Origin of the sequence: Aliifodinibius sp. S!AR15-10 (assembly GCF_031569985.1) — a bacterium.
Classification (GTDB): domain Bacteria; phylum Bacteroidota; class Rhodothermia; order Balneolales; family Balneolaceae; genus JAMQKA01.
This window is the reverse complement of record NZ_JAMQKA010000014.1, coordinates 26,501-49,626: the sequence shown is the minus strand read 5'-3', so window position 1 is coordinate 49,626 and position 23,126 is coordinate 26,501. Positions and strand designations below refer to the sequence as shown.

The window sequence follows — 23,126 nt, the reverse complement described above, 5'->3', positions numbered from 1 at the left end:
TGACCGTTCTGTGAAATTTTGATTGGAATTAAATTTATACATAGAAGTCAACTTCGCGATAGTGGCGCAGCAACTCCTTCATTCGGCCCGGATCTTCTCCCCGGAAAAATACAGTGCCATAGTGATTGCCATATCCCTCACGGTCATTCACCTTGTGGGGACTTGGCGGATACAGGGTGTGCTCTTCAAAATAGGGATCTTCCTCCAGTTCTTCGGGGAATTCCAGTTTTGTGATATGTCCCCTTTTGGGATACACCATCAGGCTGCCGTGATAGATGTCGGTTTGCGTGTCATCGGGGAAGAACTCATCCAGCTCTTCTGACGTCGTATCGGGATCGCTGCAGAGCACCAGCGCCTGGATAGCATCAAAGCCGTAGGATTTACTCACCAGCTCCAGGATGTGACCACCCGGAATGCGACAGGCGACTTCCCCAAAACTCAGTTCATCATTCTCTGTGAGAAACCATTCGGGGTGGATCATGCCGTATTCGATACCAAAAGCATCCACAAGCTTTTGCATCGCCTCCTTGATCTTGGGTCGTTTTTCCTGCAGCTCAGGACCGGCGGGCACATAGTTGGAATACCCGAGGCGAACATACTCGGTGATATTCATAAACTTTATCTCTCCATTGTGGATGAAGGCTTCGCAGGAGAACTCTTGCCCGGGAAGGTGACTCTCTACCATGCAGGGGAAGTCTTTGTCAATTACCTTATCCTGGATATCCTCCCGAGAGCGCAGCAGTTTGTGTCCCACAGTACCTGCGGAAGAAAACGGTTTCAGATGAACCCATGAATCCTCTTCACCTTCCAATTGAAGGTTCGCTTCATTGAGGCGATCCATAAACTGGTGGACTTGATTAGTATTGTAAACCTCATCAAACAGACCAACCCGCAAGCCGGCCAGCAAGGCTTTGCGTTTCATCATCGCTTTATTTCTGAAAAGATAGGCGCGGTTTAACAGCCTTGGATCATTACGAAATAGTGAGTTTAATGCACCCGCCCATTCTACGGTCTCCTCAAAGAGGGGAACGGCCAAATCGGCATTAAAGGCCTTTAGTTTTTCTGCAAGTTGCAGGGAGTTTTGAGACTCGTCCCAGTGATTAAAATCCCAGCTCACAAACGGGATGTCGTGTTCGTTGGCATAATTTTCAAAATCGGGAAAGCTAACTACAACGTAGGGTTTGTCAAGTTTTTCGACGCTTTCAATAGCAGGAAGGCTCCATCCTAACAGGGCAATACAATTAGACATAAGAAGTAATTGATTATATTCAACTTACAATTCTGATGTCGCAGTGTTAATAACTAAAATGACGTTGGAATCATTTCTATTAATTTACCTGCTTTGGTTTGATACTCAATTCGGGATGAGAAATTGTCTGGTAAATAAAAAAGCCCACTCCGTGGAGAGCAGGCTTTGCAGAAAAAGTCTGAATCACTTCAAACTATTTATAATCAAGGCTCCGAACGTTGATCGCGCTTAAGCCTTTGGGTGTTTCTTCGACATCAAATTCTACAGCTTCATCGTCTTCCAAGCCTTGGTCAAAACCAAGATTTTCAACGTTGTTGCGGTGAACAAAAACATCTTTGCCACCTTCATCGGGAGCGATAAATCCAAAACCTTTTTTTGAATCGAAAAATTTAATTTTGCCTTGTTGTGCCATTAGTACTGTGTTTTATTTATGCACCTATAGGCTTCGTCTAATGAAAGGAGTTGGGTTAACGCGTCTTTCCAAATAAAGTTCACTTTCTAGGTGGGTAATTAATTATAACGTATTAAGGTACATCTAATTGATTACAATACCTATTTTATTTTGGATGGCTTGGTTTGATTACCTATTGTCGCATTTCTTTACCATAATTATGAATAAATAATCAGGGAAACAGCGGTTAATATTCTATGGAATAGTAAAACTTGTAGAAGTTGGCAGAGTTGTTTACTGTTGTTCAAAATGATGATTTAAAAAATGAGAAAGATGCATACACGAAAATTGTTATTGAGCTTAGCACTGGTGATATTTACTGGAATATTGATTTCGGCGGGACCGGCCGCTGCGCAAGAGGGTGCCGATGAAACCTTGATGCTGTGGCCTGATGGCGTTCAGAACGCCAAGGGAGATACCGATGTGGATAAACCAACAATGGCTGTTTTTTTGCCGGAAAAATCGAAGGCTACGGGGACTGGAGTCGTTATCTATCCCGGCGGGGGGTATGTTCACTTGGCAATGGAAAAGGAGGGATACAAAGTGGCTCGCTGGCTGAACGAGCTGGGGGTAGCTGCTTTTGTAGTAAAATATCGCCTCGGAGAGCGATACAATCACCCCTCACAAATCAATGACGCCCAGCGTGCGATCCGAACTGTGCGCGCCAACGCCAGCCAATGGGGCGTAGAAAAAGATAAGATCGGGATACTCGGTTTTTCCGCCGGGGGTCACCTGGCTTCTACCGCTGGCACACATTTCGACTTTGGGGATCCCAGTGCGGCAAACAGCATCGATCGCCAACCATCTCGTCCTGATTTCATGGTTCTTATTTATCCCGTGGTGACCCTGGAGCTGGATTACACCCACCGGGGCTCGCGTCACCATCTGCTTGGAGAAAATCCCGATGAAGGGCTCGTACAGTATCTCTCCAATGAGAAGCAGGTCACCGACCAAACGCCACCCGCATTTATTATTCACGGTACCAACGACACAGCTGTGCCCGTGCAAAACAGCCTGCAGCTATATGAGTCGCTGATAGATCACGATATACCTGTGGAGATGCACCTTTTTGAAGATGGCCCCCACGGCTTTGGTCTGGCACCCGATGATCCCGAGCTTTCAACCTGGCCGGACCTGTGTGAGAGCTGGATGCGAAGCAGGGGACTTTTGAAGGATTGAGGGATGAAGGTGTGAAGGATTGGATGATGGAGGATTGAAGGCTGAGTGATGGAAAAGCTGAAGGATTGAAGAGGGGAATCGTGAGGTATGTGATTACTGAAGACTTTATGTGTCGGTATTTGGGCATATGAGGGAATGATCGAGCTGTTGTGAATTGTTTGTTCTGCGAATCCAAACAAGATGAAATGCTTCGTTTATGAGCGATCTTAAACATATTACTCGCGCCGATATTGATTCGATGTCAAAAGTACCGCGCTTAAAGCTGATTAATTCACTCCCCGGCTTTAAGAGTGCTAACCTGGTAGGCACGAGCAGCAAAGAGGGGACAGAAAACCTGGCCATCTTTAGTTCGGTCATGCACCTTGGTTCCAATCCGCCACTGCTGGGGTGTATCCTCCGCCCCACGACGGTGCCTCGCCATACCTATGATAATATCAGGGAGAATGACGGTTGCTACACCATCAATCATGTGAACAGTGATATCTACCAACAGGCACACCAGACCTCTGGCAATTATCGTGAGGATATTTCTGAGTTTGAGTCGAGCGGTCTCACCCCGTGGTACTCCGAAGGCTGTCCGGCACCCTATGTAGAAGAGTCGCGTATCAGGATTGGACTCAGGCTTGTGGAAGAACACGTTGTCAAAGCAAACAAAACGCGCCTGCTGGTCGGTGCTATAGAAGAAGTTTGGGTCCATGAAGCATCGATCCGGGAGGATTTCACGATCGATATCGAACAAGCGGGAAGCGTGGCAATCAGCGGTGTCGATGGATATCACACCACAAAGCAGATAGATCAACTGGATTATGTGCGTATTGATGAAAAGTTACAGAGACCCGGGTTATAATCCCTCTCTGGTTCCTGTTCCTGGTAGAAAAAAATGACTTCAAATGTCTGAACGTTCTAGTCGGTCAAGAACCAACGAAGATCCCGTGACCTATCACCTGTACATCCTGGCCGGTCAGTCCAACATGGATGGAATGGGTTTCGTATCTGATCTGCCATCAGAGTTGAACGCGCCACAGGAGGGGACGATCATCTATAATCCCACTCGAAGAGATGATCAGCAGCCGGTGCAGGATCTTGGCAAGTGGGAAACGTTGCAGCCCGGCCACGGCTACGGGCATCGTTTTACCCAGGGCGATAAAGTAGAGCAGGTGCTTTCGGATCGATTTGGTCCTGAGCTATCCTTTGCCAGGAGATTAAAGGAGCTGCAACCCGACCAAAATATAGCACTCTTCAAATATGCAAAAGGCGGTTCCTCCATACATCCCGATACCCCTGATGACTGGGGATGTTGGGACCCGGATTTCGATATCAACAACGGGATAAACCAGTGGACACATTTTGAATATCATTACCTGAGGGCAACAAATAAGAAGGACAGTTTTGGACAGGGTACTGAAATGGAGTTAAAACCGAGTGGTATCGTCTGGATGCAGGGCGAAAGTGATGCGGCCTACAGTGAGGAGATAGCAAGAGCCTATAGCGTCAACCTGGCAAAAGTGATCCGCCGGATACGGTCATTGACTGGAATACAGAATCTGCCCGTTGTGATTGGCCAAATTTCGGGAACCGGTATGGAGGGAAGCAAACCCGCACTTCCCTGGGCTGAAATAGTCCAGGAAGCACAACAGACGTTTGTAGAACAAGACACTAATGCCGCTCTTGTACAGCCCCCGGAAGGACACGGCTGGCTCGACGCTTGGCATTACGACAGCGAAACCTACCTGCAGCTGGGAAAGCGTTTTGCCGAAGCGATGGATCGGCTACGAGAATAAAGTAGAAATTGTGACCGGCGTTACGGCAGCTGCAGTCCATACCTGCTTTCAAGCAGGAGGAGATGATGGCGTTCATGTCCGGCAATAATAAATGGAACAGCACGAACCGAGAGCGAGTAATTGTTGGCAATACCTGTTCGTTCGAGCATCTGTTTGGAAAAGCCTTTAAACAGTTGGATGGTATTTTCCCGAAGAGCAACTTGTTCCCTGGCCAGGCTTTCAATACTGCGTGTATCAAAGTCTACCGCATTCACATAATCATCCTGTTCAAACCCGGGCAGGTCATTCGGATCATTGCGACTAATGGAAAGCGCCCGGTGGCAAAATACCCGCTCGGTATCCATCATATGCCCAAATACCTCCTTAACACTCCACTTTTCTTCCTCATAACGGTGCAGTGCCTGTTCTTCATCCTGTGACATGATAAGCCTGTTGACCTCGTCGCCTTGACTCTCCAGTATGTCAATGATGTTGCCTGGTCTCAGCTTGTCGATATATGTCTGATAGAATGGGCCGTATTCGCCTTTGGAAGGACGTGTATCCCAAATTGATTTCATAATTGATCTAACATATTTGTTCGGATTCTGCCGTGCGATTAAACTATCAATGTCGGTTTTAACTTCCAACTTCCGGCCTTGTGATTTATGGGTCGACTATGCACGAAAGGAGGCGTGAAGAAAGCATTATTGCCTTTTGGTGATCCTCTCTCAACTACGCTCAAGGCTTCGTAGAGCGAGCTTGTTCGCTCCCTACCAGCAGGGAGAGAGGCGCGTTGATTGAGTTTTGAGTTAAAGCTTTTAGCTACCTTATTCTGTAATAACTATTGCTATATGCAAAAAACCATTGAGAGCTTCCCATCTCCGGCCTTGAAAAGCTGACCGCCCGGAAGGAAACGGAGGGAAGCGTGAAGAAAAAATCTGTGATTTTTTTAGCGTAACGCAGTGCCCTTCAGGGAAGGTTTTCCTCAGCCGGCGATTTTTTTGATTCGTTTTTTTATCGATAAAAAAATGAATACCACAATGGGAGAAGGTCTTTGGTTGTGAATTAGGAGCCGACTCCCTTTTTCAGGTGTCCCTTTTGTCTTGATCGCGCCAGTAGTCGGACACGGAACAAAAGAGACGAAAAGGCCTCCCGAAAACTTTTGGGATAACTCCACGGGGCTGATGTGGTGGACAGTTTGCTAGTCCGCCCACCGGCGGATTTTTATCGATAAAAAAATGGACATTCCAATGAGAGAAAACTTCCAGTGCCCAATTAGGAGCCAAGTTACCTTGAGAGGTATTCATTTTGGCTTGGCCCAAAACGAATCAAAAACCCAAGAAGCATTTAACTCCTCGCGGCTGATACCAAAACAGCCTCTGATTTAGTCCATAGCCAGCCCCTCGTCAAACAGAAATGCTTCGGTTTTTCATCATGTTGCTACCAAAAGTTTTTCTCGTTAGGGCTTTTGAATATGAAATAAGCAAGATATACCGAATCCATAGAATCCCCGCAATGGCTATTCTAAAAGTCTCCTAATCCCCTGCGGACTCTAATCGATACTTTTCACAGTGGTTTTTCCAAAAGGGAGCCATTTTATTCCTTTTACTGCCCGTTCTGGAACATTTTTAAAATTAATTAATTATGAATGTAATAACCCTTGAAGCATGGTCTGAAGTCTCCTTACTATGAGAAGGCCCTTCTCCTTAGTACGGGAAGATGATCCTCCTTAGTATGAGAATTGGATTCTCATACTAATGGGAATTGAATTTTCCTTAACAAGAGATTGGTGTACCTACTACATTTTGGTGGACAGTTCTTCAGTCCGCCCACGGGCAGTTTTTGGTCATACAAAAAATGAACATGTTAAAGATGAAAAGAACTATCTGAACATCCCCAGGCCCCCACTCCTTCGTTTAAAACTACGGAGTGCAGGCTTCGAACATCAGTTCCAGCCTTTCACCAATGATTTGCCTAAAGGGTGACCACTTTATTTCCGGTGAATCTGTAATTCAACATTAACATTACATCGCACCAACATCCTGCGCGATGTGAATTTCTCTGGAAAAGAGAGGGCAGATAATATTAAGGTAAGGTAGTATTAATAAAAAAAGGCCGGCTTCTACACCGGCCTTTGAAAAACAAATTATTTGTACTCTGTCTAGTTCACCTCGTGCGATTTTATCACCGACTCTGCGGCTTTTTCTCCCTCACTGAAGGTGATCTCCTGGTAGGCATACGAGACGCCGTCGACCGTCTGCCAGTCAGAATAGCGTTCTTCAACCTGTACCTGGCTGCCCTGCTGTGGGTTAAACTGCTGGTACCGCATTACGCGGGGATAGCCGGTGTTTGGATCAATGAGATAGGTGATGTTCTTGTCATTGATATTGATGCTCACCTTCGCATATTGTGAACCCTCGAACTCTTCCATACCGATAAATTGAGGCTTGAGCTCGCCATTCTGTTTCGCCACAGCCAGGTACTTCCGGTTGAGGCTCTCCTTCAACGACTTGGCCTGTTGCGGCGGCAGGGGACGCTCTTGCCCCATCATCGACATGGTTCCCTGTCCACCCTCATAGTTGAGCGTTATGGTGCCATTGGGCGTTTGTACCGTCTGCTTTATGGCATCAGGATAATCGATATTCTGAGACACCTGGAGGCTCATGCTTCCGCCCGGAATGTTGGACCCAAACTGCGTAACTTCCGCTTCAATGCTTATGCTGTCCAGCTTCTGTTCGGGGGCGATCAGGGCGTTGGCCATCTTGTCGAGCAGGGCGCGGCCTTTAGTGGCATCACCGGCCACCTCTTCCTGAGCTTTTTCCTGCCCGGGTTGCGGAATACTGATATCGATCTCGTTGACGTTTCCGTACTTTTGAAGTTGATCGCCAATCTCCTCCTTATTTCCCACTACCAATATTTGCATACTGTCAGGTTTCATGTACTTTTGCGCCATCTGCTGGACATCTTTAATGGTCGTTGATCGTACGCCTTCGATAAATTTTTCAAAAGCATCTTCTGGTAGCTCACGATACTCATTGGACATACGTCGGCTGAGTACCTCCTCGTAGCTATCATAACGGAAGACCATGGAATTCAGGAACTGATCTTTGATGTCGCTCAGCTCCTGCTTCTTAATGGGCTCATTTTGAAGGCGTTTGATCTGTTCGATGATGGCATCGATTGCTTCTGCCGTTGTAGCACTTTTGGTCATCACACCAGTGTAAAACTGGCCGGGATAAAAGGTGTTCATCTCATAGGAGCCAAATACCGCGTACGCCAGCCCCATGTCAGTGCGCACCACCTGGAAGAGTCGACCGGAGAAGCCACCGCTGAGCACTTCGTTCATAACCTGCACTTTGGGATAGTCGGGGTTGCTGCGAAGCCCGCCGATATGTCCCATTAGTACATAGCTCTGGTTGACATCTGGCTTGTCGATAAAGTTGATCGTGCTTTGGTAATCGTAATCGATTTCTGGAAAATTGAGTTCGGTACGGCTGCCAGGAGCAATCTCACTGAAAGCCTCGGTAAGTTGCTCTTTAATTTGATCTGCATCAAAATCACCAACAATACCAACCATCATATTGTTGCCGACAAAGTGGTTTGCATGGAAGTTGACGAGATCCTCCCGCGTAATATTGTTGACTGTTTCGTATTCCGTCAGCCTTCCATAGACCGAATTCTTGCCGTAGATCAAACGTTCAAACTCACGGGAACCGATCTGGCGCTGGTTGTCATTGCGGCGTGAGATGCTACTTTTAACCTGTTTCTTCTCCAGGTCAATTTTTTCCTGCGGCAGGGCTGGATGCTTCAGCAGATCCACAAATATGGGGAGTAATTCGCTGAAATCCTCCTTCAGAACATTCATGCTTGCACCGCCCGACGTAAAGCCAATGCCGGTCTCCATGCTCGCCGCACGGTTCTCCAGTATCTGGTTCAGTGTGTCCGCGGGATAGTTCACAGAGCCGCCAGAACGGATGACCGAGCCCGTTATAGAGGCCAACCCTGCCTTTTCGTTGGGTACCAGCACTCCCCCGGTTCGGATATTTACTGAAAGATCGATAAGGGGGAGCTCATCATCTTCTACAAGGAAGAATTTGATACCGTTGTCGAGGGTGAAAGTCTCGACATCCGGGCGTTGAAATTCGTTGAGCTCAGGGAAAGTCAATTCATCATACCGTTTCTGGGCATGAGCACTCATCATGCCCAGGCATAAAACCAAGATTACAAAGCTTGTTACTCGTTTCATGATTCGTTCTCCAGATCGATTCATAATATCGATTATTCTCTTCTTATTGATTCGCATCAGCAACCTCCTGCGTCTCTTCTGCATTCTTGATAATTCCGACCGTGCGGTTGTCTTGGGTGAAATATGTTTCAGCAACGCGCTGTAGGTCGTCAAGTGTGACCTGCTGCAGATCTTCGAGGTCAGTGAATACACTGCGCCAGTCGCCCTTCTGCGCTTCGGCTGAAGCAAAAGCACGTGCCAGTCCACTGTTGGAATCGAGGCTGCGGATCAGTCCGGCGCGGGCATTGGTCTTGGCGCGTTCCAACTCCTCCTGCGTGATATCACCATCTTTAATCTTTTCAATCTCCTCGTAGATTGTAGTCTCCACCGTATCAATGCTGACGCCTCGGTTCGGAACGGCCAGTGTCATGAACATCGTCTCGAACTTTGTGCCGGGAAAACCGTTAAAGGCCGAAACCTGCAGGGCGGTCTGTTCCTCTTCTACCATCCGTTTGTAAAGCCGCGAGGTGCGTCCACCCGAGATAACACTACCTAACAACTGCAGTGCTTCAAAGTCGGGATGGTCCTGCGGTACTGTGTGATAGCCCATCAGATATATAGGCTGATTTTGTTCCACCATCTCGAAACGTCGTTCTCCCCGTTGTTCCGGCTCCTTGGTGTAGACGGGGGGAGGCTCCGGACCTTCCTTCAGTCCCCCAAAGTAGGTTTTGGCCAGGTTTTTGATGTTGTCGGGATTTACATCACCTGCAATAGCAATGGTAATATTGTTGGGGACATAATATGTGTTGTAGAACTCACGCGCATCTTCCATGGTGGTTGCCGTGATGTCGGAGTCCCAACCCACCACCGGACGTCCATATGGATGGGCGGTGTACGCTACCGATAAAAACTCTTCAACAAGCCGACCGATGGGACTCGATTCGGTGCGCATGCGGCGCTCTTCGCGTACGACCTCTTTTTCAACATAAAATTCACGGAATACCGGGTTCTTAAATCGATCCGATTCCAGGCTGAACCAGAGTTCCGTGCGGTTTTCTGGCAGGCTGTAAAAATAAACAGTCTGGTCGGCGCCCGTTCCGGCGTTCAGACCAGTGCCCCCATTCCGTTCAATGATCTGTGAAAACTCGTTATTAACTACATACTGCTTGGCTTCTTCCTGTTGCTGCTGGAAGTTCTCCCACAGCTTGGAAAGCTGGGTTGAGTCTGGATTTGGGCTGTATTTCTCTTCCAGCCACATTTGGTATGCCTGGTCCAGTTTATCCAAGGCCTTTTTTTCCTTTTTCCAGTTATTGGTCCCGATGTATTGGGTGCCTTTAAATGCCATATGCTCAAAAATATGGGCAATACCAGTGTGGCCAACCGGCTCATTTGCTCCGCCAACATCAACGTAGGTAACGAAGCTGACGACCGGGGCAATTGGTCGTTCAATGACTAGGAATGTAAGCCCGTTATCAAGGGTGAATTCGGTTACTTTTTCTTCGAAGTCTTCAAGGGATTGCGCCTCCGCCTGAAAACCCGATGCGAGGAATAACAGTACAAGACTGACGGTGAAGAATAATGATTTAAACTTCATGCGTCTCCTGATTTTAAATTAATATTAATTGTAATTGAGTTGTAATAATAACGCGATTAACGTGTTCGAATTCTGAAAGCTAGTGTTTCAGATGACAGGGCAAGTAAAATACATATCTGCCAAAAACTATCAACTTGTATCATTCCCCTTTTTGTGATCTGGTACTTTGGGCGATGCTTACAATGGTATTGCACAGGATGGTAACTACTACCCCATTATATTTAGTATTTATAGTTTTTTAGTTCCCCATTCCCGGCATAGGCAAAGGCTATTAAAGCTTACATTGAGGTCACTCGAAAAGATTTATCTCCTTGAAATTATGTTTTAGCAAAATACAATTCTATTGAATAACATTATTCTGCGAGAGGCTGTTTATAATAACTCAGTGCAATATAAACCAATATTTAAGGAGGGGTAAATGCCGTATGATGAAGGGTTAGCTCAAAGAATTCGGGAGCAATTGCAAAACCGGGCAGATGTTGAGGAAAAGAAAATGTTTGGTGGTCTATGTTTTATGGTCTCCAATCATATGTGTTGTGGCATTGTGGGTGACAAACTGATGGCCCGGGTTGGACCTGACAACTACAAATCCCATCTTGCAAAAAAGTATGCAGAGGAAATGAATTTTACCGGCAAACCGATGAAAGGAATGATATACGTTACCCCTGAAGGAATATCCAGGGATTCAGAACTCAGGGAATGGATAGACATTTGTATCGGATTTGTGGCATCATTACCACCCAAGAATTAATAACATTTTGCTATTCATGATTGATGCTTAAACTCACATCTGTCTCTTTTTTTACACGTGGATTCTGTTTAGTGGAGAATCTTTAGGCTGTTAAAGCGGAGGTTTTTTTGTAGAGATAAACATTTTGAAGAAGTGTATACGTTTGGGTCAATTTTGTCATTTCCTGAAAAATTCGAAATAATTAGGTCTATTTGCGTTGGTTCTAATCTTTCGTTTTCGAAATTCAAAGCATGAATTATGATAATATCTCAAGAGATTATTAAAGAATTCTTTGAAGAGGAGTTAAATAAGACATCAACATTTTTCCTTTACAATGATAAGAAGCTATTAGAGCAGGGTAAGTATGTGGATTTCGCCAGGATACAGATCAGGAAAGCGAGAAAAGTGTTTTCATTGGTACTCTTAAACGTTTGCTTTTTCTCTGCTTATGGAATTATCAGCCTGATCGAGTATGGAGAGAACCCCAATTTGTTTGATCTTGTTTTAGGTCTCAGTGCCTGGGGAGTCCTGCTCGTAATTTTGGTGTATTCAGCCAGGGAATATTATTCGACAAAAAGCTCGATGGCCATGCTCGTAAGACTTGTAGAGGAACAACAAAATACGCAGTATTGAGGTCCAAATTTGTGCCCCGATGATCCAGTTCAAGATACCTAATCGGGAAAGTCCAAATCTCCCTATTATCTAAATCCAATTAAGATTACTATCTGGTCATAGGCAGATAGTAATCCCGATCCGATTAAGATAGTTATCTGCTTGCGATTCAGATAGTAGGGAAATTTCCAGGATATTATCAAATTACCGTAATATTGCTTTAATAAGTTATCAGTTTTCATTAAATCAGCGAGGTGATCATGCAGAAAAGGAAAGCGAAGGAAGTATTCCCTGCCGAAGGTGTAGAGCTAACGCAATTGCTGGTTGTCAGTGATCTCGATCGGTCAAAGAAATTCTATCATGGAGTACTAGGTGCAGAGATCTACCGAGAGTATGGCGGGACCTCCTGCGTGCTTCAATTCCAGGGAGTATGGCTGCTTATTGTCACGGGCGGCGGCCCCACGCCAGACAAACCCTCCGTTACATTTGCCCCGCCCACCGATCCAGATCTGGTAAGCCACCAGCTTACAATCCGAGTACCCAACTGCCATGAGGCGTACGAGATCTTGCGAAAAAGAGGTGCCCGGTTTTTGACGTCTCCATATGACCGCGGGGGTGAAATTCGATGCTTCTTTCGCGATCCCGATGGACACCTTTTAGAGATTAGTGAGGTTAGGGGCTAGTAAGAGTGATTAATTGACAGTTCAGTCTCTCCAAAAATGATTAATAGTAGCTGATATGAGCAGCGTAATCGGCGTTATAGGATGAATGAGTAGGGTGGTAACGGTTCAGTCTTTTCCCACTCTTGGCAGGCTAATGCTTTTAGATAATCCTGGTTAAATTGATTTGGTATTTATCGGAAGCTAGTGCTTAAATCAGAGAAGCTATGGATGTTTAGTATAGTCTGCTACATAATTTATTTTTTAGGTAAGGTATTTTTATTTATTTGTATTTCTAGCTGAATTCCAAATAATGCTATTCATTCATAAGCCCAAAGTGGTTTTATCCTCATTCAGAGTATTTGAAATAAATAAACTTCTCAGTAATTTGAGTTTTCATCCCACCAAAAACAATCCAGTTACACCTGCCTGCAAGGGTGATCAAATCACCACTCCCCGACAGTGCAGGATGGAGGGGAATAGAAAGCTGCTATTATGGCTAATCTCAAAAAAATCGTGGAAGAATACTTGAAGGCTATTCCGAAACGAGAATTCGACAAAGCACGAAAGCTCATGCACCCGAAATATAGCTATACAGGTGCAGATGGTAAGCGTCATGAAGGTATCGAAGCAGGAATCGGAGTGGGGGAGATGTACACTAACGCGTTCCCCGATCTTCGGTTGGACGTCAAGTATATTCATGTGGCCGGCAATATTGTTGTTGCTGAATTTGTTGGAAGTGGAACCCACAAGGGAGAACTGATGGGCATTACTCCCACGGGCAAAAAAGCCAAGGTTCCCGTTTGCAGTATTATGGAGTTCCGTGACGACAAAATTTATGCCGAACGTGAATATTTTGATACTGCTGTCATGCTGCAGCAGCTTGGTGTGGAAGTACTTAAGCCGGGTGCCGCGGTGTAAAGTTATTAACTCATGGTCAAATATAGTCCAGCGGATGGTTACGCCCATCCGCTGGGGGTGAGCAAATTAACGTGTCGAAAGATGGTCAGGCGTTTGCGGCTACTTCCACAAAAATAGTACCTTCCGAGTAGGTTCGAGCCTTGCCGCCTATTAATACCCGATCGCCCTGGTTCTCGCAATAGAGCGTACCTCCCCGATCGGAAAGCTGTCGTGCATGCAGCTTGTTTTTACCCAGCATCTCCGCCCAGTATGGCACCAGTGAGCAATGGGCAGAACCTGTTACAGGATCTTCAAATATCTGTCGACCAGGAGTAAAGAATCGCGAGACAAAGTCGCACTCCATTCCCGGTGCGGTTATGGCGAAGCCACCCGGATCCAGGTTGATGTCATCCAGAACTTTTTGGTCGGGTGAAAGCTGGATGATCTGTTCTTCATCCTCGTAGATCAGGATATAGTCCCGGCTTTTAAGTACCTCAACCGGTTGCACATCAAGACTCTTTTTGATCGTTTCCGGCAATGTAGCTGGAGTAGGCTTCCGGGCTGGGAAATCCAGGATATAGCGACCATCCTTTTGGGAAACCTCTAATACACCACTATTTGAACTAAATTGAATCCGTTTTTGAGGATGATCCAGGTGATGCCACAGCACGTGGGCCGTAGCCAGGGTAGCGTGTCCGCAGAGATCCATCTCGATGTCTGGGGTAAACCACCTGATGTTGTAGCGGGCATCACTATTCCGGGTGAGAAAAGCCGTCTCTGGCAGTGCATTTTCTGCTGCTATCTGTTGCATTGTTTCTGCCGGAAGAAGTTCTCCCAAAAGGCAGACGGCAGCAGGATTTCCACTGAACGGTTCATTGGTAAACGCATCTACAACAAATTGTTTGATATCCATTGTGAGTGATTTTGGTTTGTTCGGGATTTGTTTGTTGGAAGAATATGGAGCATATTCAATAGAGAAAACAGATTCAGATTTTAAAAAACTGACCACATCAGATTTGGGAATAAGGAATTATGAGTGCTGGAGATGAAGAACTCTTTCTGTACGAAAATATAGCGCGGACCATTGAAGACAGCATTGCCAACGGTACCCTGAAGGTGGGAGACAAGCTCGATTCGGTGCGGATGCTCTCCCAGAAGATGGATGTCAGCATGAGCACGGTATACAATGCCTATTATGAGCTGGAGGGCAAGGGACTCATCGAATCCCGCCCGCGGTCGGGTTATTACGTGAGGTTTGTGCCGGACAAAGAACTGAGCGCCCCGAGTTTCACCGACCACAAGGTTGATGTCACAGAAATTACCAACCGTGAGTTTATCGATGAGGTAATCCAGCAGCCCGTCACGGAGGAATACCTCGAGCTTTCCACGGCGGTGCCTGCCCCGGAACTTTTGCCTCTCAAAAAAATAAAACGAAGTATTCAGGCGGCGTATCGCAGTGATCCCACAAATGGCATTCGTTATGAACACCACCGCGGAAATCCTGGGTTGAGGCGTTTAATCAGTAAGCTGGCCCTCAGTTGGGAGCGGACGTTTCATGAGGATGACATCGTCATCACGGCGGGATGCATGGAGGCGCTGTCGGTGAGCCTGCGGGCCGTAACCAAGCCTGGAGACACTGTCGTCATAGAAAGTCCGACCTATTACGGCATCTTCCAGCTGTTGGCCAGCATGGATCTGAATGTCCTTGAAATACCGGCACGCCCGGGTGCGGGCATATCCCCGGAGCGATTGGAGGAGGCTCTTCAACAAAACCAGGTGCAGGCGGTTGTGCTGATTCCCAGTTTTAATAATCCCCTGGGCAGCTGCATCCCGGACGAGGCCAAACGCCAAATTGTGGAGATTATAACGAAACACCAGGTGCCATTGATTGAGGACGATATTTATGGTGAGATGTTTTATGGGGAGCACCGCCCCAACACGTGCAAGACATACGACAAGGAGGGATGGGTGATCTACTGCTCTTCATTTTCCAAGACACTGGCCCCGGGATTTCGCATCGGGTGGTGTATTCCCGGCCGATTCAATAAGGAGGTCTATTACCAGAAGTACATAAATAGCCTGGCTTCTCCCACACTTACCCAGCGGGCGATGGCCCATTTCCTGGAAAAAGGCCGTTATGATCTGCACCTGAAGCGTCTTCGGAAAGAGCTGCATATCCAGTGCCTAAAGTATTCGCAGGCGATTAAAGAGTATTTTCCTGAAGGAACCCGTATCAGCCAGCCGAAGGGGGGATTCGTGCTGTGGATTGAACTTTCTGAACGGATTAATGCCATTGAGTTGTACCGGGCAGCATTTGAAGAAAAAATCAGTATAGCCCCTGGCCAAATATTCTCTACGGGCGATCAGTTCCAGAATTACATCCGGATCAGTTTCGGGCGTCCGTATAGCGGAAAGACGGACCAGGGACTGAAGAAGCTTGGGGATATTATTGAAAATCAATAGCAGTAGTAACTTGATAAAAGGATAGTTTAGAGTCAGAGTTGAGTTTACAGCATATCAAGAGCCTTCCCCATCCTCAAAAATTTCCTCAATCGGCATACCAAACAGACGCGAAATTTTGAAGGCCAGAGGCAGGCTGGGATCATATTTTCCATTCTCAATAGCATTGACTGTTTGCCTGGACACTTCAAGCGCCTGGGCCAGGTCGGCTTGCGTCCAGTCCCGTTCGGCACGTAGTACTTTTAAGCGATTTTTCATTGGTATCTCTTGTGATTGATGAAAACTGCTGTGATATAGGTGAGGGCTATCAATATGACCAAATATGATATTTCCGCATCAGAAGAGATGATATTGGTAACGTCCAAAAGGGAATAGCTTAGACCACCTACGACACCTAGGCCTAGCGCAAGTCCCATAGCTTCAAGCTGTATTTTCTGCATCATTTCATCCAGAACTTTCAAATGCCGTATATTGGCCAGTATCATTCCGAGACCTATCGCAAGATTTAGCACAATTGCTGTAATGGTTAGAAATTGGTTGTCTACCCACAAAAATTGCGGCCCAAACGTCGCCAGTGCCATTGTCAAAACCCAGCCGCCAGTCCAGATTGCCAGATGGTGCACGGTTTTGTTTGTACGACTAGTCCAGTTTCCAGCGTTGATATTTTTATTTTCCATATGTATACCTCGTTTGTCATAATGCAAAGGTTGCTTGACCTAACTTAGTCTTATTCAGAATGAGAGTCAAGCAAACTTTACAAAATATTTGGTTTGTTTGACATTGGGGGAATTGCAGCTCGTTAATTTGTTGGCCACTATCATGCTTGTAAACGTGATATTGTGACCAGGTGCTTTGAAAGTCGGGGGCAATTCTTTTTCATCAATAAAATTTGTTACTTATCCCATAGAACATTCCCAGTGCCAAATATTACAGCTCCATGGAGAAGGTTTTCGTAGAAGAGAAAACATTTGAGAAACAAGACTACTCCCAAAAATCACTACCAAAAGGGGAGTACGAGTTTTGCCAGTTTATTAAATGTGATTTTTCCGGCTCCGACTTTTCGGATATACGTTTCCTGGAATGTGAATTTTCCGGTTGCAATCTGAGCATGGTGAATTTGGGGAATACCGGGCTCCAGGATGTGATATTCCGGAATTGCAAGATGCTGGGGCTGAACTTTGAAAACGGCACTTATTTTGGTTTGGCACTAAAGGTCGAAAACTGTACCCTAAATCACGCTTCTTTCTATAAGGTTAAGCTCCAGAACACGACCTTTAAAAACTCAAAAATGAAGGAAGTAATTTTTTTAGAATGTGATTTAAGTAAATCTCTCTTTGATGACTGCGATCTGGAAAAAGCTACTTTTGATAATAATAACCTCCAAGAGGGTGATTTCCGAACTTCCTACAATTATTCCATTGACCCGGAACGTAACCGCCTGAAGGGAGCCAAATTTTCACTTTCAGGGGCTGTTGGTTTGCTGGACAAGTATCAAATTGAGATTGGTTGAGGCGCCCCACCTCTTCGTTAAAGTTCCGGGTCATCCTTGCAGAACAGCTAGTTACCGTTTTTAATTAAAATGACTATTCCCAGTTTGAAAGCGCTAAATTTTTAAAAACTGAAATTAATACGTTACTTGGAGTTTTTAGAATGCCAAAGGCGAGTGCAGGAGTGTGATTGTTGAGTGAGAAACAAACTTGGGAATGAGCGCCATGGAAACAACGCAGAAAAAAAGAATTCTACTGTCTGTAACTCTGTGGCTGCTTCTGAGTGTACTTGTAGTTTCCATATGGCAAGTAAATGAAATGAGATTACGGGAATCGATGGTTGCCGAAATCTCAGATACCAAGCAACTGGTGGTCCAGCAATTCCAAGAGGTCTTGACCGATAATGTAGCCCGCCTTGAAAATTTAAAACACCGACTGGAGATAACGGGGGGCGGTTATTTTGAATATTGGAGCGAGGACGCCTCAAGGACTGTAAGACAGGAACCGTCTTTTTTGTTTATAGAGTGGATCGACAGCGCAGGGGTCATCCAGCGCGTGGAACCTGCCCAGGAAAACAAAGAGGCGATAGGTTTGGATATTACCAAGCTGGATTACCGCAATGCTGACTGGAATAAAGCGAGAAGGGACTCCCTCTTTAATATGACCCACTGGCTTGCACTTGTGCAGGGCGATTCTGCATTCCTTGTCGATGCTCCGGTGTACATCAATGGGCGTTTTAGTGGCAGTATTACTGCCGGCATGGATTTCACGGAACGGTTTGATAATATAATGAAGGGTCTTGAGCACTATCATCTACAGGTGAAAGATGATCAAGGCACAGTCTTTTACACCTTTGGTGATCCCCGGGGTACAGCCGCCTTTATGGGGACGGGGATGCAAATGGTCGATACCATCAACACCTATGATGCCAACAGGGAAAGCTGGGAGCTTTCGATGACCCCCAACTACCTGTTTCGCCAGACAAACTCTATGGCGGGGAATACGTTGAACCTGGTGCTGGCCCTGGTGTTGAGTTCGCTGTTTGCCATTACCTTCTTTTTCATGCGCAAGGCATCATCAACAGAAAAATCGTATAAGCTGGCGAATCAAAAGCTTCGTTCCCTCATCGATTCCTCACCCCTGGCAATTTTGGTCATGAATTCTAATGGCATTTTATTGGACTTCTGGAACCAGTCAGCTGAAGAGATGTTTGGCTGGAAAAAAGAGGAGGTGATCGGGAATGTAGTGCCGTTTGTTTCAGACGAGGAGAATAGTGAATTTGGGGAACTATTGGGTAGGAGCAATGAAAATGGCGGATTTCGTAATGTCGAAGTTCAACGAACCCGGAAGAATGGTGACCGGGGATGGTTTCGACTACACTTTGGTGATATTACCGGAGATGATGAGCAGATGCTTGTTTTGGTTGAGGACATCACGAAGATGAAGGAGTACGATCAGAAGCTGGAGAAATCACTCAAAGAAAAGAAGGTATTGCTTGAGGAGATCCATCACCGTGTTAAAAACAATTTGGCAATCATCATAGGCCTGATTGAACTGCACAAAGACGGGAAAGAGCGGGAAGTTGTAAGCCTGCTGAATGATACGCAAAATCGTATCTACTCCATTTCGGAAGTCCATGAAATGCTGTATGAGTCGGATAATTTTTCGGAAATATCTTTTGATGAGTATATCGACAAGCTGATTAACCGGATTTTGCAGACCTACCAACCCAGTGGCAAAAAGGTAGATATAACCCGGGACCTGAAAAGCCTGAATGTCAACATTAACCAAGCCATTCCGTTGGGATTGCTTCTCAATGAATTGATAACGAACTCTTTTAAACACGCTTTTGAAGATGTTGTGAATCCAGAGATCATCGTTCGAATAGAGGAAAAAGACAGCAATATTGAATTTATTTTCCGGGACAATGGCCGAGGATTCAATCGAGCAATCTTTGATCAGTCGAATTCAATGGGAATTACCCTGATTAAAACGCTGCTGGACCAGCTAAATGCAAGATACAAGCTGGAAGATGAGACCGGATTCGGTATAGTTATTAGGTTTAAGGTTCAAAACCAGGGGGCACATTCCAAGATTGATAATTCGGAACTGACATAGGAGGGGAGGGACAGAGCAGCCGGTTAAGTGTATTCTTCCATTGACATAGGATTGTCATAACGGACTGCTATATTGTTGTTGCAAAATTAAATACAAAATAAACGACCTTGAGTAAATTACAGCCAACGAAGTTTAGGAGTGTGGCTGAGATGCTCGACTTCATCCCAGGACGAGAACGGAAAATTGTGGAATACCTGCGCGCCTTGGTTTTCGAATGCATACCAGAATGCGAGGAAAAACTGGCGTATAATGTTCCATTCTATTACCGCCACTCAAGAATTTGCTACATCTGGCCAGCGTCCGTCCCTTGGGGCGGAATAAAAGAAGGAGTGGCAATCGGATTTTGCAGGGGGCATATGCTAAGAGATGATATGCAGTACCTGGAACAAGGAGACCGAAAAGAGGTCTGTACGAAAACGTTCACCGCCATTAGGCAAATTGAGCCGGACGTGCTCAAAGTTTATCTGTTTGAAGCGAAGGATGTCGATGAAAAAATAAGGAATTCATAAGGGAAAAAGCAGCTTTCTTCCAAAGAACCTCAAAAATTGCCATGGGCATTCAAAAAAGCGGGATGAACAGTCAATATTTTGTCACACTAATCGTTAGAAATACTCAGCGATACCGGTCTGCTTACCACAATGAAATGAGATGGATGATCGTCATACTGTTTTTACTGCCCGGCACACTCCAGGCACAGGAGTATGAGGTTGTAAAACGCTGTTTGGGGAGTGGGACACATGCCATTTTGGTGGAATATCATGATCAATATTACACTGTAGAGACTCCTCAATTCTTTCAACACAACTGGCAAATTAGGGATCTGCCAGGCATTCAGCACGGGGGCAATCATCTGTTGTACTATTCTGATGCCGTGAGCTCACAAAATAATATGCAGGTGAATGTTCTGTCTCGTATGCGTTGGCGTTATGCCGGGAAGGTGGGGGCTCAAGCGTTATGCCGAATGGTAACACAAGCGCCTTACCACAACTATCGATAAACAGGCAGGTTAAGTCATAGCTGTAATTTCATAATTTTGAGCCCACCCTGAAAAACAGTCTGTTGAGCACGGTAATTTTAATTGCTATTCTTGGGTGTTCTAATTTCCTGTTTGCCGAATAGATATAGATATGGATATAGCAGTTTTCTTAAACGCACTTACCGGCTTTTTTGTCATTATCGATCCCATTGGGGCGGCGCTTGTTTTTCACTCGCTTGTTCCTGAAGGAGAAATTCAGCATCGCAGGAAGATGGCATTTAAGACGATTGTCATTTCAATCTTCCTCCTGGTCGTCTTTGGTAATTATGGAGAACCACTACTAAATCAGCTCGGAATCAATATCAATTCTCTCCGGATTGCCGGTGGACTGTTACTGTTTTATACCGCATTTAATATGATTACGGAAAAGGTCGAATATTCATCCGCTACACAGAAAAAGGATATATCGGTATTCCCGATGACGATTCCCATGCTTGCCGGCCCCGGCGCATTGACGCTGTCTATTTTGATGTTTTCGCAGTCTGGGGAGATGAGTGCCGACATAGCGGTCACTGTGGGAATACTTACTGTCCTGTCACTTACTCTGATTCTTATGTTACTCGCCAAATATTTGAAAAAAGTGATTGGCAGAACTGGCGATGAGATCTTGAGACGATTCTTGGGAGTCATTCTCGCGGCGCTTGCTATCCAGTTTGTGTATGACGGGATAGTAAATATTGCCGGATAGTGTTACGGTAGCCTTATCTCTGCATCTTCCATTAGCTTACTCATCTATTATTACTATGATATTACTATGAGAGGGCTTTGAAATACTATGGTGTCATTGCGAATGAACGGGAGTGCACCGTAGCCTTGGCAAAGGTGTGCGAAGTGAATGGAGTGCGGCAATCCCCTACACAATACGGCCTGAGACAGTCCCAATCCGCCTGTTGGTGGACGCGATGACAGTTTTATATACCAAGGTTTTGCAAAGCTTTCTTCTAGTATTAGAGAGTACAAATTTGTAAACTACAACAATCATTTCTACAGGCTGCTCCTGCCCTTATCACTTCTTAATTACTAACGGAGGAGAGAAATGAAAACTTCAGCCATAATATTGATATCCGCACTATTAGCCCTTTTAAGTTCAATTAATACTGGAAATGAGAGTCCACTTGAGGGAGTGTGGCAACTGGAATCAGCAAGTTACACCAATCCTGATACCACATTCTACACAGACATGGAAGAGTGGCAACAGATCAAAGTGATAACCGGGGATTACCATGTTTGGATGGGGCAGAACCCAAACAGGGACAAGTTCACGGAAGGAGGCACTGATGCTGAACTGCTCGCGGCTGCAAGAACTTTTGGCGCCGGAGGTGGTGCTTATACAATTGAGGGGAATAAGTACATTGAGCATGTTGATTATTTTTTAAATCCCAACTTTACAGGAACCTCTATTGAGTTTACTTATAAAATGGAAGGCAATGACAAGTGGATTCAAACTGGGGTACTCCCCATGAAATCCCTGGGATTGGAAGAGTATGATTTAGAATTGCGTGAAGTGTGGGTAAGAATTGATTAATCAAGCTTACATTTTCCCGCACCAATCCCTAGTTTAGGGCAGATTTGGGGAAGTTGAACCTTCCCTTGCTTTGAACATTTCATTTAACCAACTTTACGATGGCTTTAAAACGTGATGAGAACGTAGCTGCACCGATATATAAATCACTAAATGCGGATCGGAATAGCATGGGTTCATGGGACAATGTAAGAAGATGGTTGGAAGATCTGGCCAATACCATAGGTGGAGGACTCAACGACACCAGTGATGCCGTTGCCAACATCCCCGAAAGCACCGGTGTAGGCATACACAGCTTGTTTAACTGGATAGGAGAGCGCCTCAGGATACAATTGCTTTTTTCATGGCTAGGCAATTCGGTTCGAGGAATTTTTTCGCTTATCGCTGCCGTAATAAAGGGACTGTTGAGTATTTCCGCCGGTATTGCGGAGGGCACAATTAAATTTTTGGCGGGTATATTGACCGGCCGCTTGTCAATGGTCAAAGAGAGCCTGTCGGGAATTTGGTCACCCATTGCGGGCACAATCATTGTGGTGCTTGGCAAGTCGCTGGCCTTTGCGCAGTCTGTATTATATCTCCAGGATATCGAACGACCACTCTCGGAAAGAGAAAAAGCCGTGCTCAAAAAGGTGTTCAACAGATCATTAAATTATTATGTGATTGGCATCATAGAAGGGCGTTCCGGCATTTTTGGGTTGAGCGATCGGGCATTTACGCTCGGCAATACCATTTATATGAAAAGAGCTGATTTCTCCGATGATTTGCTGGTCCATGAAGCTACGCATGCTTGGCAGTACGAGCAAATCGGGCCGCGTTATACCAGTGATGCCTTGACAGCCCAGTGGTTCGTGGAGGATGCATACAACTGGCAGCTGGAGGTAAATGAACGGGGAAAAGAAAACTGGTCACTGTTGAATGCCGAGGCCCAGGCTGAGTTCTTGGAAGATCTATGGAAATATGGAGAGATTCGAGACAACGCGGGGACCAGGGTGAAATGGGGAAACGGCTCATTTTTTGATGCCGACGGAGAGCAGCATATTGGTTACTTCCAGGTTAACGGCACGAACTACCTGAATTTGGCAATAGATGCTGTAAAGAGAGTACGAAACAACTGGACGTGATTCCTTTTCCTTTCAGAGCGTAT

General features: G+C 45.7%; 23 protein-coding genes. 15 read left to right on the top strand and 8 right to left on the bottom strand.

The features are described 5' to 3' along the window. Window positions 1-34: 34 nt before the first annotated feature. A complete protein-coding gene (locus NC796_RS11260) occupies window positions 35-1,249 on the bottom strand; it encodes an ATP-grasp domain-containing protein (protein WP_310684504.1) in 1,215 nt (404 codons plus the stop codon). A 193-nt stretch (window positions 1,250-1,442) separates the two neighbouring features. Beyond that, entirely contained in the window at window positions 1,443-1,661 is a 219-nt protein-coding gene (locus tag NC796_RS11255) for a cold shock domain-containing protein (protein WP_310684503.1), read from the bottom strand. A 312-nt stretch (window positions 1,662-1,973) separates the two neighbouring features. Here NC796_RS11255 and NC796_RS11250 point away from each other — a divergent pair, with 312 nt between their 5' ends. The 3 genes from NC796_RS11250 (at window position 1,974) to NC796_RS11240 (ending at window position 4,660) form a co-directional block, all read left to right on the top strand. After that, window positions 1,974-2,879, top strand: coding sequence for an alpha/beta hydrolase (locus NC796_RS11250; RefSeq protein WP_310684502.1), 906 nt, complete (start codon window positions 1,974-1,976; stop codon window positions 2,877-2,879). A gap of 196 nt (window positions 2,880-3,075) precedes the next feature. Next, a complete protein-coding gene (locus tag NC796_RS11245) occupies window positions 3,076-3,726 on the top strand; it encodes a flavin reductase family protein (protein WP_310684501.1) in 651 nt (216 codons plus the stop codon). A 43-nt stretch (window positions 3,727-3,769) separates the two neighbouring features. Next, window positions 3,770-4,660 (top strand): sialate O-acetylesterase, encoded by an 891-nt coding sequence (locus NC796_RS11240; RefSeq protein WP_310684500.1) that lies wholly within the window; start codon window positions 3,770-3,772, stop codon window positions 4,658-4,660. A 20-nt stretch (window positions 4,661-4,680) separates the two neighbouring features. Here NC796_RS11240 and NC796_RS11235 read toward each other — a convergent pair whose 3' ends face one another. From NC796_RS11235 to NC796_RS11225, 3 genes are all read right to left on the bottom strand, one after another. After that, complete coding sequence (locus tag NC796_RS11235) at window positions 4,681-5,217, bottom strand: DinB family protein (RefSeq protein WP_310684499.1); 537 nt, start codon at window positions 5,215-5,217, stop codon at window positions 4,681-4,683. A 1,583-nt stretch (window positions 5,218-6,800) separates the two neighbouring features. Beyond that, a complete protein-coding gene (locus NC796_RS11230) occupies window positions 6,801-8,909 on the bottom strand; it encodes a pitrilysin family protein (RefSeq protein WP_310684498.1) in 2,109 nt (702 codons plus the stop codon). Between the two features lie 19 nt (window positions 8,910-8,928). Next, entirely contained in the window at window positions 8,929-10,458 is a 1,530-nt protein-coding gene (locus NC796_RS11225) for a pitrilysin family protein (RefSeq protein WP_310684497.1), read from the bottom strand. Between the two features lie 418 nt (window positions 10,459-10,876). On the opposite strand from NC796_RS11225, the gene NC796_RS11220 reads away from it, so the two are divergent. The 4 genes from NC796_RS11220 to NC796_RS11205 all read left to right on the top strand — a co-directional run bounded on the left by NC796_RS11220 (window position 10,877) and on the right by NC796_RS11205 (window position 13,380). Then, entirely contained in the window at window positions 10,877-11,209 is a 333-nt protein-coding gene (locus tag NC796_RS11220; protein WP_310684496.1) for a TfoX/Sxy family protein, read from the top strand. A 237-nt stretch (window positions 11,210-11,446) separates the two neighbouring features. Next, on the top strand, window positions 11,447-11,821 hold the full coding sequence (locus NC796_RS11215) for a hypothetical protein (protein ID WP_310684495.1): 375 nt from the start codon (window positions 11,447-11,449) through the stop codon (window positions 11,819-11,821). A gap of 239 nt (window positions 11,822-12,060) precedes the next feature. Continuing rightward, window positions 12,061-12,483 carry a VOC family protein gene (locus NC796_RS11210; protein ID WP_310684494.1) on the top strand — a complete coding sequence of 141 codons (423 nt, stop codon included), beginning with the start codon at window positions 12,061-12,063 and terminating at the stop codon, window positions 12,481-12,483. A 471-nt stretch (window positions 12,484-12,954) separates the two neighbouring features. After that, window positions 12,955-13,380, top strand: a complete 426-nt coding sequence (locus tag NC796_RS11205; protein ID WP_310684493.1) for an ester cyclase — start codon at window positions 12,955-12,957, stop codon at window positions 13,378-13,380. Window positions 13,381-13,465: 85 nt separating this feature from the next. On the opposite strand, the gene NC796_RS11200 is transcribed toward NC796_RS11205, so the two are convergent. Continuing rightward, the gene (locus NC796_RS11200) at window positions 13,466-14,272 is read right to left on the bottom strand and encodes a PhzF family phenazine biosynthesis protein (RefSeq protein WP_310684492.1); all 807 of its coding nucleotides are present in this window, start codon (window positions 14,270-14,272) and stop codon (window positions 13,466-13,468) included. Between the two features lie 119 nt (window positions 14,273-14,391). On the opposite strand from NC796_RS11200, the gene NC796_RS11195 reads away from it, so the two are divergent. Further along, window positions 14,392-15,822, top strand: coding sequence for a PLP-dependent aminotransferase family protein (locus NC796_RS11195; protein WP_310684491.1), 1,431 nt, complete (start codon window positions 14,392-14,394; stop codon window positions 15,820-15,822). 54 nt (window positions 15,823-15,876) lie between these two features. Here NC796_RS11195 and NC796_RS11190 read toward each other — a convergent pair whose 3' ends face one another. Both NC796_RS11190 and NC796_RS11185 read right to left on the bottom strand, forming a co-directional pair. Then, window positions 15,877-16,077, bottom strand: coding sequence for a helix-turn-helix transcriptional regulator (locus NC796_RS11190; protein WP_310684489.1), 201 nt, complete (start codon window positions 16,075-16,077; stop codon window positions 15,877-15,879). After that, window positions 16,074-16,496, bottom strand: a complete 423-nt coding sequence (locus NC796_RS11185; protein WP_310684488.1) for a hypothetical protein — start codon at window positions 16,494-16,496, stop codon at window positions 16,074-16,076. The genes NC796_RS11190 and NC796_RS11185 overlap by 4 nt, the downstream gene beginning before the upstream one ends. A gap of 260 nt (window positions 16,497-16,756) precedes the next feature. Here NC796_RS11185 and NC796_RS11180 point away from each other — a divergent pair, with 260 nt between their 5' ends. From NC796_RS11180 to NC796_RS11150, 7 genes are all read left to right on the top strand, one after another. Further along, window positions 16,757-17,329 (top strand): pentapeptide repeat-containing protein, encoded by a 573-nt coding sequence (locus tag NC796_RS11180; protein ID WP_310684487.1) that lies wholly within the window; start codon window positions 16,757-16,759, stop codon window positions 17,327-17,329. 295 nt (window positions 17,330-17,624) lie between these two features. Beyond that, window positions 17,625-19,424 carry a histidine kinase dimerization/phosphoacceptor domain -containing protein gene (locus NC796_RS11175; protein WP_310684486.1) on the top strand — a complete coding sequence of 600 codons (1,800 nt, stop codon included), beginning with the start codon at window positions 17,625-17,627 and terminating at the stop codon, window positions 19,422-19,424. Window positions 19,425-19,531: 107 nt separating this feature from the next. Further along, the gene (locus NC796_RS11170; protein WP_310684485.1) at window positions 19,532-19,933 is read left to right on the top strand and encodes a DUF1801 domain-containing protein; all 402 of its coding nucleotides are present in this window, start codon (window positions 19,532-19,534) and stop codon (window positions 19,931-19,933) included. Between the two features lie 41 nt (window positions 19,934-19,974). Then, window positions 19,975-20,421 (top strand): hypothetical protein, encoded by a 447-nt coding sequence (locus NC796_RS11165; RefSeq protein WP_310684484.1) that lies wholly within the window; start codon window positions 19,975-19,977, stop codon window positions 20,419-20,421. A gap of 130 nt (window positions 20,422-20,551) precedes the next feature. After that, window positions 20,552-21,148: a MarC family protein gene (locus tag NC796_RS11160; protein WP_310684483.1), complete on the top strand. Its 597-nt coding sequence runs from the start codon at window positions 20,552-20,554 to the stop codon at window positions 21,146-21,148. 348 nt (window positions 21,149-21,496) lie between these two features. Next, window positions 21,497-21,985 (top strand): lipocalin-like domain-containing protein, encoded by a 489-nt coding sequence (locus NC796_RS11155; RefSeq protein ID WP_310684482.1) that lies wholly within the window; start codon window positions 21,497-21,499, stop codon window positions 21,983-21,985. Window positions 21,986-22,083: 98 nt separating this feature from the next. Continuing rightward, on the top strand, window positions 22,084-23,103 hold the full coding sequence (locus NC796_RS11150) for a hypothetical protein (RefSeq protein ID WP_310684481.1): 1,020 nt from the start codon (window positions 22,084-22,086) through the stop codon (window positions 23,101-23,103). The last annotated feature ends 23 nt before the right edge of the window (window positions 23,104-23,126 follow it).

Bases quoted from the DNA above. Each gene is read 5' to 3' on its own strand.
- NC796_RS11260 (WP_310684504.1), bottom strand. From the start codon at position 1,249: ATGTCTAATTGTATTGCCCTGTTAGGATGGAGCCTTCCTGCTATTGAA.
- NC796_RS11255 (WP_310684503.1), bottom strand. From the start codon at position 1,661: ATGGCACAACAAGGCAAAATTAAATTTTTCGATTCAAAAAAAGGTTTT.
- NC796_RS11250 (WP_310684502.1), top strand. From the start codon at position 1,974: ATGCATACACGAAAATTGTTATTGAGCTTAGCACTGGTGATATTTACT.
- NC796_RS11245 (WP_310684501.1), top strand. From the start codon at position 3,076: ATGAGCGATCTTAAACATATTACTCGCGCCGATATTGATTCGATGTCA.
- NC796_RS11240 (WP_310684500.1), top strand. From the start codon at position 3,770: ATGTCTGAACGTTCTAGTCGGTCAAGAACCAACGAAGATCCCGTGACC.
- NC796_RS11235 (WP_310684499.1), bottom strand. From the start codon at position 5,217: ATGAAATCAATTTGGGATACACGTCCTTCCAAAGGCGAATACGGCCCA.
- NC796_RS11230 (WP_310684498.1), bottom strand. From the start codon at position 8,909: ATGAATCGATCTGGAGAACGAATCATGAAACGAGTAACAAGCTTTGTA.
- NC796_RS11225 (WP_310684497.1), bottom strand. From the start codon at position 10,458: ATGAAGTTTAAATCATTATTCTTCACCGTCAGTCTTGTACTGTTATTC.
- NC796_RS11220 (WP_310684496.1), top strand. From the start codon at position 10,877: ATGCCGTATGATGAAGGGTTAGCTCAAAGAATTCGGGAGCAATTGCAA.
- NC796_RS11215 (WP_310684495.1), top strand. From the start codon at position 11,447: ATGATAATATCTCAAGAGATTATTAAAGAATTCTTTGAAGAGGAGTTA.
- NC796_RS11210 (WP_310684494.1), top strand. From the start codon at position 12,061: ATGCAGAAAAGGAAAGCGAAGGAAGTATTCCCTGCCGAAGGTGTAGAG.
- NC796_RS11205 (WP_310684493.1), top strand. From the start codon at position 12,955: ATGGCTAATCTCAAAAAAATCGTGGAAGAATACTTGAAGGCTATTCCG.
- NC796_RS11200 (WP_310684492.1), bottom strand. From the start codon at position 14,272: ATGGATATCAAACAATTTGTTGTAGATGCGTTTACCAATGAACCGTTC.
- NC796_RS11195 (WP_310684491.1), top strand. From the start codon at position 14,392: ATGAGTGCTGGAGATGAAGAACTCTTTCTGTACGAAAATATAGCGCGG.
- NC796_RS11190 (WP_310684489.1), bottom strand. From the start codon at position 16,077: ATGAAAAATCGCTTAAAAGTACTACGTGCCGAACGGGACTGGACGCAA.
- NC796_RS11185 (WP_310684488.1), bottom strand. From the start codon at position 16,496: ATGGAAAATAAAAATATCAACGCTGGAAACTGGACTAGTCGTACAAAC.
- NC796_RS11180 (WP_310684487.1), top strand. From the start codon at position 16,757: ATGGAGAAGGTTTTCGTAGAAGAGAAAACATTTGAGAAACAAGACTAC.
- NC796_RS11175 (WP_310684486.1), top strand. From the start codon at position 17,625: ATGAGATTACGGGAATCGATGGTTGCCGAAATCTCAGATACCAAGCAA.
- NC796_RS11165 (WP_310684484.1), top strand. From the start codon at position 19,975: ATGGGCATTCAAAAAAGCGGGATGAACAGTCAATATTTTGTCACACTA.
- NC796_RS11160 (WP_310684483.1), top strand. From the start codon at position 20,552: ATGGATATAGCAGTTTTCTTAAACGCACTTACCGGCTTTTTTGTCATT.
- NC796_RS11155 (WP_310684482.1), top strand. From the start codon at position 21,497: ATGAAAACTTCAGCCATAATATTGATATCCGCACTATTAGCCCTTTTA.
- NC796_RS11150 (WP_310684481.1), top strand. From the start codon at position 22,084: ATGGCTTTAAAACGTGATGAGAACGTAGCTGCACCGATATATAAATCA.